Below are 12,033 nucleotides of genomic sequence, written 5' to 3' on the forward strand. Positions count from 1 at the left end.
TTCGTGGGGGTGTCCAATGTCGGGTGCTAGTCGCTAGTTACCTGGTCAAACAGGGCCTGTGGCGCTAGCAGGGGTGCTATGCCTAGCAGGGCGGGGTGCTAGCGGTTGACCGCGTCGGCCACGGCATCGCGGTCGATTCCGCGCTTGTTCGAGCCCTCCCGGTACAGCTGGCGGGTGGCGACCTTGTAGGGCTTGAGGGCGGTGGCGAGTTGGGTTGCTCGGGTCTTCTCGTCCTCGATGTCCAACCACGCTCCGTACAGGTCGGGGCGATATTCGGCCAGCGCGTCGATGAGCCTCACGGACCACACCGCGTCCACGTCGCCGGGCCACACGGCCAGCAGGTGGTCGAGGATCGTGGTGGTGTCCTCGGTGACCGGCGTCTCCCCGGCGGCGTGGCCGGTCAGGGTGCCGGCGGCGATGCGGATGGCGCGGGCGCGCTCGCTGATCTGCTCGGCGGTGGGGCCGTCGATGTAGGCGCCGCGGACGATGACCGGGTCGTCGTGGACGCCGACTAGGTAGCCGATTCCCTTGTCCTTGGCGGTGAACGTGGTCGCGCGCACGCCGTTCTTGTACGAGCTGGTGCCCAGCACCATGTCGTTCTCCAGCTGGCCCATGACTCGCAGGCAGAACCGGATGCCGACGTTCGCGGACACCCCGGTCGGGAGCGACTTGGCGTCAGGGCGCTGGGTGGCCAGCAGCAAGATGATGCCCATGGCGGGGCCGCGCTTGATGATGGCTTCGGCCAGCTTGGCGGCTTCCTTGCCGTACTCGTCGTTGGTGAACAGCTCCTGGCACTCGTCGATGGCGAGCACGAGCGGATGCAACCCGAGCTTGCGGTCGGCGGACAGTTCCGGGGTGACCTTGTTCTCCGGGCAGCGCGCGGGGTCGGCCTTGGCGATGCGGGAGATGGTCTCCGAGCGCTTGACCAGTTCTTGGTTCGCGATCCGCCGGAGGGTGTTCATGCAGGCGGACATGGTGTCCTGGTCGGCCCCGGAGGCGTAGGTGTGGGCGACCTTCTCGGTGGACTGGCAGTCCCCGGTGCCCTTGAGTTCGAAGATGTTCAGTTCGGCGTTGGGGTCCAGGGCGGCTCCCAGCAGCAGGACACGCAGCGCGAAGGTCTTGCCCATGCGGGGCTTGGCACCAATCAGGACGGACTCGAACATCAGCGTCAGGTCGATGGGACGGGCCCGCTGGTCAGCCCCGAAGGGCAGAGGCTTGAACAGGTCCGCGGTGCCCTTGTCGGTCAGGGGCCACGGGGTCGGCTTGGCCTGGTTCATGGCCTGGTCACCGACCCAGAGCACGAGCTTGCCGGGGTGTTCCTCGTTAACAGGCTCGGGCCACACGCACCCGAGGGGTCGGCGCAGGCCAGAGGCAAGCTTGTCCCGCTTGTCCAGCACGTCGGTGACCACGACCCCGCGAGGAAGGTTGACCTCTGCCCGCCAGCCGGGGCCGTCGCGGGTGATGGGGGCGGTGAAGCCGATCTCCTCGCCCCCCTTGGGGGCCAGGGCCTTGGTGATCTCGCTGATGCCCAGCGCCCCCAGGGCCTTGAGGACTGCGTCGCTGGTCAGCTTCTCGACCTGGGACGGCAGGACCGCCCGGTCGATGAGCGGCCGGTCGGGACGCCTGCCCAACAGTCCGAGCACCAGGGACGCGCCGAACAGCGTCCACCACGCTCCGATGGTGGCCACACCCACCGCGCCGACAGTGACCAGCACGGGCAGCACGGCCACGACGGTGAGGATGACGCGGGCCTTGACGCGGTGGTCGTGGCGCATGGTCAGCATCAGGTAGCGCTGGGAGTCGCCGTTGACCTTGCTGACCAGCCCCTCACCGAGGTCCATCCTCAGCTCACGCCCGGCGGCCTCGCGGATCAGCGCCCGGGCCTCGGTGTCGGCGACCCACCGGGTGTAGCCGCCCACGACGCGGGCGAGTCCGCGGGGGGAGCGGCCCATCAACCGCAGGAGGTACAGGGGCGAGCGGGTGGCGTGGTAGGCGCCCACGTGGGCGTAGTAGGCGGCCACCCACCGGGCGACCTGACCGGCCTCGGTGGTCGAGCGCATCCACGGGGGCAGGACGGGGCGGGCGGTGCGGGACCGTTCGGCGAGGTCTGAGAGCCAGTGGGATTCCTGGGCCCACGTCTCGACCTGGGCGTCCACCCTCAGGACCGGGCTGGTGTCGTCGGTGTCGAGGACTTCCACGTCGGCGTCCTCGATCACCTCCACATCGGTGTCGGGGGCGGGGGCCTCACCGTTGGGTTCGGGGGTGGTGGTGCGGTCGGGGAAGGGCAGCACCCGCCCGTCGGTGTCCTGCCCGTGGGGCAGTTCCCAGGGCGCGTGGTGCGGGGTGGGGCGGTTCATGCGGCGTTCTCCTCACGGTCAGCGGGGACGGCGGTCAGGTGGGCGGGGTCGGTGACGGTCTCGGTGCGTTCCTGCTGGAGCGCCAGGACCCTCTTGGCGCGCTCGAAGCCGACGCTGAGCGACTCTTGAACGGCGGCGATGGTCGGGCTCTCGGGCAGCTCGTGGGAGTCGATCCGCTCCTGGAGAGTCACCGCGAGGTCGACGTCCGAGAGTCGGCGCGGCGAGAGGCGCGACTCGGCCTCGGGGGTCTTCTTGGCGGCGTCCGGGACCTTGGTGCCCTTGTCCGCACGGACCTTGCGAGAGCTGGTGGGGGCTGACTTCTGAGCGGGGCGTTCGCCCTGGTCAGCGGTCGAACGTCGCGGCTTCTCAACGGGTGTGCCGACAGCGGGTCGGCAGCACTGCACGACCGACAGGCGGGTCGCTCCGGCCGGGATCTCCAAGGACCTCTCGGGACTGTTGAAGCGGCCCACCGGGACGCTTGCGGACGTTTGCGAAACACCTTTGGTCTGCTCGTGCTCCGGCTCTGGGGAGTCGACCAGGGAAGGGGCTGGGGAGCCGTCGTCGAGAGTCCAGGGGTTGGCCTTGGTGACACCGTCCTGCACGAGACTGATCAGGTAGGCGGTCCCCGCGGCCCCGAGCGGGCCCAGGGCGTGACCGGCCATGGCCGCGAACGCCCCGCCCGTCCACTCCTGGGGCCAGTGCCCGGCCATGTTCAGCACGATCGAGGTCACCAACGCGCCGACCTCGATCCGCACGGCCCGCTCATCCAGGTCGCCCCCAGCGCTTTGCAGCTGAGCGCGGATCAGGATGATCCCGGCCACGATGCCCAACAGGGCGGGCTCGACCAGCCAGGCCGCCGTGGCGGCCGGGCTGTGGGGCTCCAGTGCGAGCATGGCGACCATCCCGGCCTGGACACCGGCCGCGGACCAGGCCCCGAACGCCACCAGGACGGGGACCAGCAGCGCGAGCGCCAGCGTGCGGGTGTTGGCCACGCGCTGAGCGCGGGCCTCTCCGGACTGGTAGACGTCGTAGCGGGTGCGGGCCTGCTGGCCGGTCAGGCGTGCTCGGCGCTGGATCCGGCGGGAGCGGGCGGCGGCGCGGCGTTCGGCTCGCTGGGCGGCGACTTCTTCGCGCACCTGGGCGATGTTCTCTCGGCGGGTGAGGCGTTCCCGTAGTTCCTCAGGGGTCAGGGGCTTGTTCGTCATCGGGTGTTCCCCCGGCCCGTCGTGGTGGGGATGGGCAGGGGGCGGGCGGCCAGGTTCGCGGCGGTGTCCAGGACCAGGACGGCGGCGGCGAACGGCAGGACCGCGAACCGCAGCAGTGCGACCAGGACGTTGAGGGTGAGGATGATCAGGACGGTGCCGAATCCGAGCTGGTGGATGAGCGCCATGGTGGTCACCGGTCGTCCTCCCAACGCTTGGTCTGGTCCCAGGAGCGGGGGGTGGCGTTCAGTTCCGCGAGCAGTGCGGCGACGACCAGGACCGACAGGACGGTGAAGAACAGGACCCAGGCGAGGATGAACAGCAGACTCGGCACGTCTCAGCCCTCCCTCAGCCAGTCGGGGAGCTGGCGGGGGGCGAGGGAGAGGGTGACGCGGTCGGTGTGCTGCGCGGCCGTGATCAGGGCCTGGGCGACAGCGGCGGTGTTGGTGGCGTCCAACCCGGACATGGCCTGTCCGAGGTCGACCAGGTCGCCGATGGTCAACGACAGGGCGATGCGCAGGATTGCCGTCTCCGAGGACGAGCCGGTGAGGCGGCCGCGGTTGAGCGCGTCGCGGACCTCGTCCCAGTAGATGACCGTGATGGGCTCGCCCGAGGTGTCGGTCAAGTCCTGCATGAACGGGCAGAAGTCGAGGCGGGTGAGCCACGCGTGGTGGGTGATGAGCAGCTCGACCGCGGCACGGTCGGCGGCGTACCCGCACGCCCACCTACGCAGGCCCGCGTGCAGGCGGTTGGTCTGGTTCGTCATACTGGTCGTGCCTCTCTTTGGGGTGGCGGGCCCGCGCAGATGTCCAGTCGTGGCGGGCCCGTCTTCGTACTGTTCAGGGGCGGACCGTGGGGTCCCCGCACCACCCAGCCGGGGGCTGGGCGGCACAGGCACCCGCGGTCAGCGGCGCCACCAAGACACGTGCTTCTCGGCCTCAACCACCCGCGCGTTGGCCTTCAGGTAGGCGTCCGTCTCGTAGTGGCGTCCGGCCTTCTTGTCGGCCTCGGCGACCTTGGCCAGCTGTTCCTTGGCGGCCTTCAGGTTCTGGGCTGCGGTGTTCTTGTTCATGGGAGTCCTCCGTCTGGGTGTTGCCGTGGTGGACCGTGGGGTCCCGACACCGCCCCGAGGGGCGGCACCGGCACCACACGGAGGTCAGCGGTTGGCGCGGGAGTAGCTGCGGGTCGGGGTGGCGACGACGGCCTGGGCGTCGACGGTGACGCCCGTGCCCTGCCAGTCCCGGTGGTAGAGGGACGCGATCCCGGATCCGGGTGAAGGGGCGGGGGCGGGCTCGCCCACCACGCGGGCGACGTCTGCCAGCCACGCGGCCCGCTCCACGGGGGTGGTGCCCTCAACGTCGATGTACAGCTTGATCAGCGGCGTGTGCGAGCTCCGGATACGACTGGCGTCGACGCCCACGTGGGGGCACTCGGCCCACTTGTCGTCCATCTGCCCGACGATCACCGACGCGATCACCAGCAGTTCGGGCGTGGACAGCCAACGGACGGCCTGAACGGTCTGGGGTGTTGCGATCATGGGAACTGCTTCCTTCCTTTGGGGGTGGCGGCCCCGGCGGATCTGCTAGGCGGCTCTGCGCCGGGGCCGACCCTGAGGGGTCAGCGCTTGTACTTGCCGGAGCAGGTTGCCCAGTCGAGCTGGTCGGTCAGCTGCGCGCGCTGGCGGTCGTAGGCGGCCTTGTCGCGCGGCCAGATGCCGCCTACGCTCTGCTCGTGCCTGCGCTGGGAGGCGTCGAGCTTGGCCAGCTCCTTGCGGACCCGTGCGGCTTCGGCGGGGTCGGTGTAGTCGGGCTCCTTGCGGCTGAACAGGCCCACGTGGGTCTCCTTCTTGGTGTGCGTGCTGGTGGTTGTCGGGGTGGGGTCAGGCGGCTTCGCGGTCACGGGGCCTCAGCCCCGCCAGTACTCATCCGGCGGGGTGCTGTAGAGGCGTTCCACCGCTGTGAGGGCGGCGGGGGTGGCGGTGATGTCGCCGGTCGCGGCGAAGTGGGCCACCCAGACGGCTTCCAAGGACTGAGCGGGCAGGTCGCGGGCGTGTCCGGCGGCCAGCGCGTGGGAAACGGTGACGTCGGCCAAACCCTGGAGCTCGGTCGCGTCCACCCAGCGCGCGCCGGTGGTCTCCTCGGGGTCCGGGGTCAGCTCGCCGGTGGCTTGCACGTCGTAGAGCCACCAGTGGTGGCCCGGGGTGGGCTCTGCGGGCGGGGACTGGCACAGGTTGGTCAGGTGGGCCTCGTACAAGAGCGTGTGGGAGACGACCTTCAGACCGCTCTCCTCGCGCATCTCGGCGACCAGGGCGTCGATGACGTCGGTGTGCGCGTCGTAGACGTGCCCGGCGACCGGGGCCTGTCCGATGGGCCACCAGGCACGGCCGATCAGCAGGTACTCCCACCCGGTCGTGGTCCGACGACGCACCCGGGCACCCACCGAGGTCCCGCAACACCGCGTGGTCTTCGTCGTGGTGGTCATGTCAGGCCACCTCGCTGACGTCGTCGCGGAGACGGTCGATCTCCCGGGCGGTGTAGCCAGCCCACACACCGGCGGTGGGCTTCACCTGGAATGCCAGTTCCAGGCACAGCGCCCGGGCGGGGCAGTCCTCGCACAGGGCGGCGGCGGAGCGCTCGCGGAGTTTCTTGGCGGCGCGGGTCTCGCTATAGGGGGTGGCGGTGTCGGGCTCGAAGAACAGGTCGGGCTGTGCAGTGCACGGAAGCGTGTGCTCGACCAGTTCGGCGCGGAGACGCTTCGTGGTCTGGGGCTTCGGGTCGGGGCCCATCTGTCCCTCCTTCCTCTGGATGGGTGGGTTTCCGGAGCCTGCTGGCGGCTATGAAGCAGGCTCCGAACGTCTTGCCTAGGCAACATGGTTGTCCAGGTTTCATGGATGAGTCAAGGGGTTGGGAGGATTTTTCTTCTGGGCTACCTAGACAGGCATCCGTAAGCTGGGGTCATGAGCGCTGAACCAGGCAACCTCCGCCCCCTGAATCCGGACGACCCCCGACCCCTGTCCCAGCAGGTCGCGGAGGCCATCCGCACCTCGATCCGATCGGGGGACCTTGAGCCACGTACTCGCTTGCCTTCCGGACCCGAGCTCGCGAAGAGCTACGGAGTAGCTCGCATGACCGTCCAAGAGGCCATCCGCGTGCTGCGAGACGAAGGGTTGGTCATCTCGCAGCAGGGCCGGGGAGTTTTCGTGCGGGACTGGCAGTCGAAACCCGAAGGCGGGACGCCCAGCGATCTTGAAGAGGTATATGAGCAACTCGCGCGAATCCAGGTAGACCTAGACAACGTTCAGGAGAAAGTACGGAGGATCATGGAAGCCTCCTGAACTACAACGCTTCGACGAAAGTCCCCACCGCTTCGGCCCCGGTGAACAGCAATCTGACAGCACCGGAAACGATCGAGGCAGCGACCTCGGGGCTCTGAACGACAAAGATGAGAAACACGATCGTCACGACATAGGGCCAGATCTTCTTTGGCTGCGTGGGGATCATCGAATCTTCCTTCCCGTGGGGGCTTCGGGCTCTTAGAGCCTCCACGAGATAGGAGATCGACGTAAGTGACATCACAGGTGTCATCGGGTGACAAGAGGGGTGACAAGCGCTTGTCACCCTGTCACCACTGGTACTCGACCCCGGAACACGGAAACCTGGGAACACCTATCTAGGAGGTGTGCAGATGGATGACCGTCCTACGTGGGCACGTCGGATCTCGTCTGAAAGGGAAGCGCGAGGCTGGTCGCAGGCCCGAGCGGTCACGGCGATGCGGCTCCACTCAAAGAGTGCGCTCCCCAGTGATGACTCGCTGCTGCGCTCCTGGAAGCGATGGGAGACCGGAGCCGCGAAGCCCTCTGCTCAGTACCAGTCCCTGATCGCAGCTGTCTTCGGGACGGTCACCACGAGCATCTTTCCTGTCGAAGGACGCCGTGATGCGAGCGCGGAGCTCGCTGTCACCGGCATGGAGACCTACGACATCTTGTCGCGGTTGCAGACCTCTGACATCGATTCCTCCATGCTTGAGGCTCTGCACATCACCACGGATCGCTTGGCGTCCGAGTATCCCTACATGCCCAGTGACCAACTCCTGGTGGAGGGGCGTCAGTGGCTGCGACGAGTCGCCGGCCTTCAGTCCCAGCGACTCACGTTGTCCCAGCACCGCGAAGTGCTCGTGACCGCCGGATGGTTGGCGTTGCTCGTCTCGTGCCTGGAGCACGACATGGGCGACATTCGGTCTGCTGAAGCCACCAGGAGGGCTGCGCTGGCGCTCGGACACGAGGCTGGCCACCCGGAAATCAGCGGTTGGGCTCAGGAGATCCGTTCGTGGATGTCGCTCACGCGGGGTGATCTCCGCGGAGTTGTCGCGGCGGCCCAAGAGGGGCGAGAGCTCTCGGCGGGGTACGGGGTCGATGTCCAACTCGCTGGCCAAGCCGCCAAGGCCTGGGCTCGCTTGGGCGACCGACGACAGACTGAGTTGGCGTTGGAAGAGGGGCGCAAGGCCCTCGAACGGCTTCCCCACCCGGAAAACCTTGAGAACCACTTCGTAGTGGATCCCACGAAATTCGATTTCTATGCCATGGACTGTTACCGACGTCTCGGGGAGGACGCCTTGGCGTCGAATCTCGCGCGAGTGGTCATCGAGACAGGTACTGATTTCGACGGTACCGAGAGGATGCCGATGCGAATCGCTGAAGCCCGAATTACGCTCGGTGTTGCGGCTGCGAGGGAGGGAGACCTGGATCAGGCTATTGCCTACGGAGACCAGGCTTTGGAGTCAGGCAGGAAATCGATCCCATCTCTCCTCATGGTGAGTCGGGATCTGACGGAGGTTCTGCGAAATCGGTACGCGTCAGAGAAAGAATCAACGGAGTTTCTGGAACGCCTCTCTGGGCTCCGTCCCTAACATCTGAATGATCCAACCCCCACTCCTTAGCGGAGGGATCCGCATATGTTCAGGCGCGGCGACGGCGTTATCACGACGAAGAACCTTGGAATGCTCGGAGATGTACCACCCGGCTCGTTCGGCGTAGTCCAGGAAGCTGGACTCCTGGGTGACTACACCATTCAGATCATCCCGGGGAACCGCATCCTACGAGGCTTGCGCGACAGCGACCTGAGCCCAGCGTCAGATGCCCCTTGGTGGGCTCAACCAAGCAGTGCTCCCCGCCCCGTGATGGAGCACCACCAGTCCTCCGGTGACGTCGTCCCTCAGCTCCATATGGGGGCGGCCGGAGTGATGTGGCGGATCATCGTCGCGATGGTCTTCGGGGCGCTCTTCCTCTACGGGCTGAGCCTTTGGATGTGATCCGGCGCTTCGAAGGGGCGTCCTAGTGTCCGACTGTCCGGTTGAGCCCTTGACCTGCGGAAACTAACCGGACACCCCAGAATCGGCAGTGTCCGACTGTCCGGTTGAGTCTCTGATCAGCAGAAACAGGCCGGACACCGCAGAACCATGAGTGCCCGGGCGAGGGGCTGAAACACGGTGGGTGTTTCAGCCCCTCGTGGCTTCGACGTCACCCGTCACAGACACTCAAGGCCCCGAAAAATCGACCTCACCAGATGCCCACAGACGCGCGAACACGACTACCCGAGGGTGATCCATCGTGGCCGAAAACGACTGTTCAGAGGCGGTCTGAGCGCTTGCAGTACTGCTTTCGAGTACTGCATCACTGACGGACGACCGTAGACGTCCATGGACGGTTGGTAACGCTCCGATGCAGGTCAAGGGAGACATCCTGTGGTCGGATCATCGCAGCTTATTACTGATAAGGATGAGGCCCCAGGTTCAAGTCCTGGTACGCCCACACTCGTAAGCTGCACGAAGGCCCCCGTCGGGAAACCGACGGGGGCCTTTGACAGCAGTGGTGACAGCAACGGCCTCAGTCGCCGTCCCCAAAGAGGGTTCCGCTTGTCGTACGCCTCCTTGCGCGTCTTGCCGTAGCGCTGGACACGCTTCATGGAGCCGTTCGAGGCGAGCACGTAGGCCGAGGCGACCCAGCGCCCGTCTTTGCGCTGGTAGACACTTCCCTCACCGTTCGCACGGCTGCGCCTGCCCGCCGAGTTCTCCCGCTTCTCAGCCATCACACGGCCTCCTCACGCAGGGCGGAGAGGAACGACTCAACGGCCTCGACGGGGATGCGCCGATCCCGACCGATCTTCACCGACTCCAGGCGGCCGGTCCGGATCAGGTCGTAGACCTTCCCGCGCTTGAGGGCCAGGGCGTCCATGACTTCCGGGACGGTCATCAGGCGACGCTGAAGGGGGATCACGTTCATGATGCTGCTCCAGTTGCCGAAAGGTTGGACTGTCGTGCCGTGTCGAGTTGGGCGCGGCGTTTGAGGGACTCGCCCACCGCCCGGAGTAGCCGCCGTTCCCGAGGAGCCACGTCCGGATCGGTGGGACGGGCCAGTTCCCACGCGAACCGGCCGGAGTCAACCGAGGTCAACGCGGGTGGACGGACATCGTTCTCGTCGCCCTGGTCCTCGTTGGCGGGGTCGATGCCGAGGGCGCCCAGGACCCCGGTGAGCCGGTCCGCCTTGTGATCGGCGAGGGTCTTGCCCGACCACTTGCGCGAGACCAGGACGCGCCGTCCCGCGTAGCCCAGGTGCTCACGGCGGTGCGCCTTGGACCGGCAGAACCCGGGGCGAAGCCCCGCCTTGGCGTCCTTGGGTTGGGTTCCGTAGCGGAGCCAGTTCGCACACCGGGGTGAGCACGGCTCGAACCGCAAAGCGTCCAACAGCCGGTCCACGTGCTGCTCCTGGGAGAGGGTTTCCACCTCGTGGCACTCGGCGATGTCCTTCGTCAGGTACTTCGCGAGGTAGCGGACGCACCGGTCCGCGTCCGCCGAACCGGCCACGACCCCCTTGGCGTCGACCTGTCGGCCGAACCGCACCACGTGATGAGGCTCCGCCTCAGGGTCCTCGTCCAAGGCGTCCAACGCCTCATTCCAGGTAGGCAGGACCTCACCCGTGGTGGGGTCGAGGTAGGTGGCGGCGTCCTCGTCCCACACCGGCAGACGGTCACCCTCGTACACGAACTGGTCGGCGTGGGGCCACCACACCTGATGGTACGTCGCGGCGGCCACCTGCCGCAGTTCGGCCCGGGGGATCGTGCCCCGGGTGGCCATGTGCAGATGCGGAGCCAGGCGGCGTTGGGGTTCCACGGCCGCGAAGTACTGGACATCGAACCCGGCCACACGCCGGAGGTTCTGCACGAACCGATCGGCCAGCTTGGAGAAGTGCAGCGTGTCCCGGGCAGCCCGACGGTAGTCGTAGGTCTCCGGATCGACCGGGGTCCCGTCCGAGCGGACACGCCCGTAGGAGTCCAGGGTCAGGGTGATGAACAGCGAAGGCCGAAACACCTTGCCGGTGTTGGGATCGGTGTAGGCCCGCCCGACCGTCTTCCTGGTCATGGGCCGCTTGGGAAGGTCCGGGACGTCCTGACGACGCTTGGTGGAGCGGACCCGACGCGACCCCGACGACGAGCCAGCCGAGCGGGTGACCGAGCCCCGCAGCCCCGAGGCGGTGATCTCCTCATCCAGGTCCGCAATGGTGGCATCGAGTTCGGCCAGCCCGTCAGCCGACGCGGTCCCCGTGGAGGCGAGTCGTTCCCGTTCGGCGGTGGCCACGGCCCGCTGTTCCACCCAGGCCCGTTGCGTCTGGGAGGGCGGGTCGGGTTCCACCACGGGTTCAGAGGTGAGGTGCCAGCCCTCTTCGCACTGGGCGCGGCGCAGGGACCGCTTCCGCTTGGCGCAGGCGGGGCAGCGGGATTCGAGGGTGGACCCGCACGGGACGTCGACGATCTCGGTGGCACCGGTGGTGATGTCGGTGCGTCGAAGGGACACCGGGCGGATGAACACCCCGTGATCGGCGGCCACTTGTTCGGCGACCTCACGGGCCAGGGGTTGCGCGAGCCGTTCGGCCCGGGTCGACTTACCGGTAGGAGTCGGCATCAACCCACCCCCTGAAAGCCAGAGGTGTCATGGAGGACAGAGTCGGCCTCATCAACCTGGTGAACACGGTCGTCATGTCCGTTCTGACAGCAGCGAACACGATGTCAGGGCACTTCTTCGCGGGTGCCTTCACCGGGGTAGCAGCAGTGGCTTGCGCGGTCGCGAGCGTCAGGGGATACGTCCAGGCGCACCGGAAACAGAGGCGCGGGACCGACGAGCATTCAGCGCACCCTGATGACCCCGGAGCATGAGAGGCCCCCACCGCATGGAACCCAAACCTCCCCGTCCATGGTTCGTGATCCTGAGCGGTGTCCTCGTGGTGGGTGCCGCCACGTGGCTGGTAACGGGACCGGAGATCGACGGTTCCTTCGTCTTCATGCTGTGGGACATACTCATCACCTGGCTGATCTGCCTGGTCGTGGGCATCTACACGTACGTCACCAAGAGACGCGCCTTCCGGGAACGTCAGGCCACCCCGCCCCCAGCAGAAGAATCCGCCCCGTAGTCCCACCCGCAATCGA

17 protein-coding genes are annotated in these 12,033 nt (G+C 67.3%); 4 read left to right on the top strand and 13 right to left on the bottom strand.

What is annotated here, in order from left to right:
* Positions 1-98: 98 nt before the first annotated feature.
* The 10 genes from AB0I72_RS23360 to AB0I72_RS23405 form a co-directional block, all read right to left on the bottom strand.
* The gene (locus tag AB0I72_RS23360; protein WP_358572177.1) at positions 99-2,357 is read right to left on the bottom strand and encodes a cell division protein FtsK; all 2,259 of its coding nucleotides are present in this window, start codon (positions 2,355-2,357) and stop codon (positions 99-101) included.
* On the bottom strand, positions 2,354-3,562 hold the full coding sequence (locus AB0I72_RS23365; protein WP_358572179.1) for a hypothetical protein: 1,209 nt from the start codon (positions 3,560-3,562) through the stop codon (positions 2,354-2,356). The genes AB0I72_RS23360 and AB0I72_RS23365 overlap by 4 nt, the downstream gene beginning before the upstream one ends.
* Entirely contained in the window at positions 3,559-3,756 is a 198-nt protein-coding gene (locus AB0I72_RS23370) for a hypothetical protein (protein ID WP_358572180.1), read from the bottom strand. The genes AB0I72_RS23365 and AB0I72_RS23370 overlap by 4 nt, the downstream gene beginning before the upstream one ends.
* On the bottom strand, positions 3,753-3,893 hold the full coding sequence (locus tag AB0I72_RS23375; RefSeq protein ID WP_358572182.1) for a hypothetical protein: 141 nt from the start codon (positions 3,891-3,893) through the stop codon (positions 3,753-3,755). Before AB0I72_RS23375 ends, AB0I72_RS23370 begins: the two co-directional genes overlap by 4 nt.
* Before the next feature lie 3 nt (positions 3,894-3,896).
* Positions 3,897-4,325, bottom strand: coding sequence for a hypothetical protein (locus AB0I72_RS23380; RefSeq protein WP_358572184.1), 429 nt, complete (start codon positions 4,323-4,325; stop codon positions 3,897-3,899).
* 138 nt (positions 4,326-4,463) lie between these two features.
* Positions 4,464-4,631: a hypothetical protein gene (locus tag AB0I72_RS23385; RefSeq protein ID WP_358572186.1), complete on the bottom strand. Its 168-nt coding sequence runs from the start codon at positions 4,629-4,631 to the stop codon at positions 4,464-4,466.
* 84 nt (positions 4,632-4,715) lie between these two features.
* Entirely contained in the window at positions 4,716-5,096 is a 381-nt protein-coding gene (locus tag AB0I72_RS23390) for a hypothetical protein (protein ID WP_358572188.1), read from the bottom strand.
* A gap of 80 nt (positions 5,097-5,176) precedes the next feature.
* Positions 5,177-5,392 carry a hypothetical protein gene (locus AB0I72_RS23395; protein ID WP_358572190.1) on the bottom strand — a complete coding sequence of 72 codons (216 nt, stop codon included), beginning with the start codon at positions 5,390-5,392 and terminating at the stop codon, positions 5,177-5,179.
* Positions 5,393-5,464: 72 nt separating this feature from the next.
* Complete coding sequence (locus AB0I72_RS23400) at positions 5,465-6,040, bottom strand: NUDIX domain-containing protein (protein ID WP_358572192.1); 576 nt, start codon at positions 6,038-6,040, stop codon at positions 5,465-5,467.
* A 1-nt stretch (position 6,041) separates the two neighbouring features.
* Positions 6,042-6,344 (bottom strand): WhiB family transcriptional regulator, encoded by a 303-nt coding sequence (locus tag AB0I72_RS23405; RefSeq protein WP_358572194.1) that lies wholly within the window; start codon positions 6,342-6,344, stop codon positions 6,042-6,044.
* A gap of 171 nt (positions 6,345-6,515) precedes the next feature.
* On the opposite strand from AB0I72_RS23405, the gene AB0I72_RS23410 reads away from it, so the two are divergent.
* A complete protein-coding gene (locus AB0I72_RS23410; RefSeq protein ID WP_358572196.1) occupies positions 6,516-6,893 on the top strand; it encodes a winged helix-turn-helix domain-containing protein in 378 nt (125 codons plus the stop codon).
* 1 nt (position 6,894) lies between these two features.
* Here the strand turns inward: AB0I72_RS23410 and AB0I72_RS23415 are convergent, their stop codons facing one another.
* Positions 6,895-7,059 (bottom strand): hypothetical protein, encoded by a 165-nt coding sequence (locus AB0I72_RS23415; protein ID WP_358572198.1) that lies wholly within the window; start codon positions 7,057-7,059, stop codon positions 6,895-6,897.
* A 184-nt stretch (positions 7,060-7,243) separates the two neighbouring features.
* On the opposite strand from AB0I72_RS23415, the gene AB0I72_RS23420 reads away from it, so the two are divergent.
* Together AB0I72_RS23420 and AB0I72_RS23425 are read left to right on the top strand one after the other, a co-directional pair.
* Positions 7,244-8,464 carry an XRE family transcriptional regulator gene (locus AB0I72_RS23420; RefSeq protein ID WP_358572200.1) on the top strand — a complete coding sequence of 407 codons (1,221 nt, stop codon included), beginning with the start codon at positions 7,244-7,246 and terminating at the stop codon, positions 8,462-8,464.
* 270 nt (positions 8,465-8,734) lie between these two features.
* Positions 8,735-8,866: a hypothetical protein gene (locus AB0I72_RS23425; RefSeq protein ID WP_358572202.1), complete on the top strand. Its 132-nt coding sequence runs from the start codon at positions 8,735-8,737 to the stop codon at positions 8,864-8,866.
* 775 nt (positions 8,867-9,641) lie between these two features.
* Here AB0I72_RS23425 and AB0I72_RS23430 read toward each other — a convergent pair.
* Both AB0I72_RS23430 and AB0I72_RS23435 read right to left on the bottom strand, forming a co-directional pair.
* Positions 9,642-9,806: a helix-turn-helix domain-containing protein gene (locus tag AB0I72_RS23430; RefSeq protein WP_358572204.1), complete on the bottom strand. Its 165-nt coding sequence runs from the start codon at positions 9,804-9,806 to the stop codon at positions 9,642-9,644.
* A 26-nt stretch (positions 9,807-9,832) separates the two neighbouring features.
* Positions 9,833-11,512, bottom strand: a complete 1,680-nt coding sequence (locus AB0I72_RS23435) for a replication initiator (RefSeq protein ID WP_358572206.1) — start codon at positions 11,510-11,512, stop codon at positions 9,833-9,835.
* Between the two features lie 265 nt (positions 11,513-11,777).
* Between AB0I72_RS23435 and AB0I72_RS23440 the strand changes: the two genes are divergently transcribed.
* Positions 11,778-12,017, top strand: coding sequence for a hypothetical protein (locus AB0I72_RS23440; RefSeq protein WP_358572208.1), 240 nt, complete (start codon positions 11,778-11,780; stop codon positions 12,015-12,017).
* Positions 12,018-12,033: the final 16 nt, after the last annotated feature.

Origin of the sequence: Nocardiopsis sp. NPDC049922, assembly GCF_040660275.1 — a bacterium.
Classification (GTDB): domain Bacteria; phylum Actinomycetota; class Actinomycetes; order Streptosporangiales; family Streptosporangiaceae; genus Nocardiopsis.

Bases quoted from the DNA above. Each gene is read 5' to 3' on its own strand.
- AB0I72_RS23360 (WP_358572177.1), bottom strand. From the start codon at position 2,357: ATGAACCGCCCCACCCCGCACCACGCGCCCTGGGAACTGCCCCACGGG.
- AB0I72_RS23365 (WP_358572179.1), bottom strand. From the start codon at position 3,562: ATGACGAACAAGCCCCTGACCCCTGAGGAACTACGGGAACGCCTCACC.
- AB0I72_RS23380 (WP_358572184.1), bottom strand. From the start codon at position 4,325: ATGACGAACCAGACCAACCGCCTGCACGCGGGCCTGCGTAGGTGGGCG.
- AB0I72_RS23385 (WP_358572186.1), bottom strand. From the start codon at position 4,631: ATGAACAAGAACACCGCAGCCCAGAACCTGAAGGCCGCCAAGGAACAG.
- AB0I72_RS23390 (WP_358572188.1), bottom strand. From the start codon at position 5,096: ATGATCGCAACACCCCAGACCGTTCAGGCCGTCCGTTGGCTGTCCACG.
- AB0I72_RS23400 (WP_358572192.1), bottom strand. From the start codon at position 6,040: ATGACCACCACGACGAAGACCACGCGGTGTTGCGGGACCTCGGTGGGT.
- AB0I72_RS23405 (WP_358572194.1), bottom strand. From the start codon at position 6,344: ATGGGCCCCGACCCGAAGCCCCAGACCACGAAGCGTCTCCGCGCCGAA.
- AB0I72_RS23410 (WP_358572196.1), top strand. From the start codon at position 6,516: ATGAGCGCTGAACCAGGCAACCTCCGCCCCCTGAATCCGGACGACCCC.
- AB0I72_RS23415 (WP_358572198.1), bottom strand. From the start codon at position 7,059: ATGATCCCCACGCAGCCAAAGAAGATCTGGCCCTATGTCGTGACGATC.
- AB0I72_RS23420 (WP_358572200.1), top strand. From the start codon at position 7,244: ATGGATGACCGTCCTACGTGGGCACGTCGGATCTCGTCTGAAAGGGAA.
- AB0I72_RS23425 (WP_358572202.1), top strand. From the start codon at position 8,735: ATGGAGCACCACCAGTCCTCCGGTGACGTCGTCCCTCAGCTCCATATG.
- AB0I72_RS23430 (WP_358572204.1), bottom strand. From the start codon at position 9,806: ATGACCGTCCCGGAAGTCATGGACGCCCTGGCCCTCAAGCGCGGGAAG.
- AB0I72_RS23435 (WP_358572206.1), bottom strand. From the start codon at position 11,512: ATGCCGACTCCTACCGGTAAGTCGACCCGGGCCGAACGGCTCGCGCAA.
- AB0I72_RS23440 (WP_358572208.1), top strand. From the start codon at position 11,778: ATGGAACCCAAACCTCCCCGTCCATGGTTCGTGATCCTGAGCGGTGTC.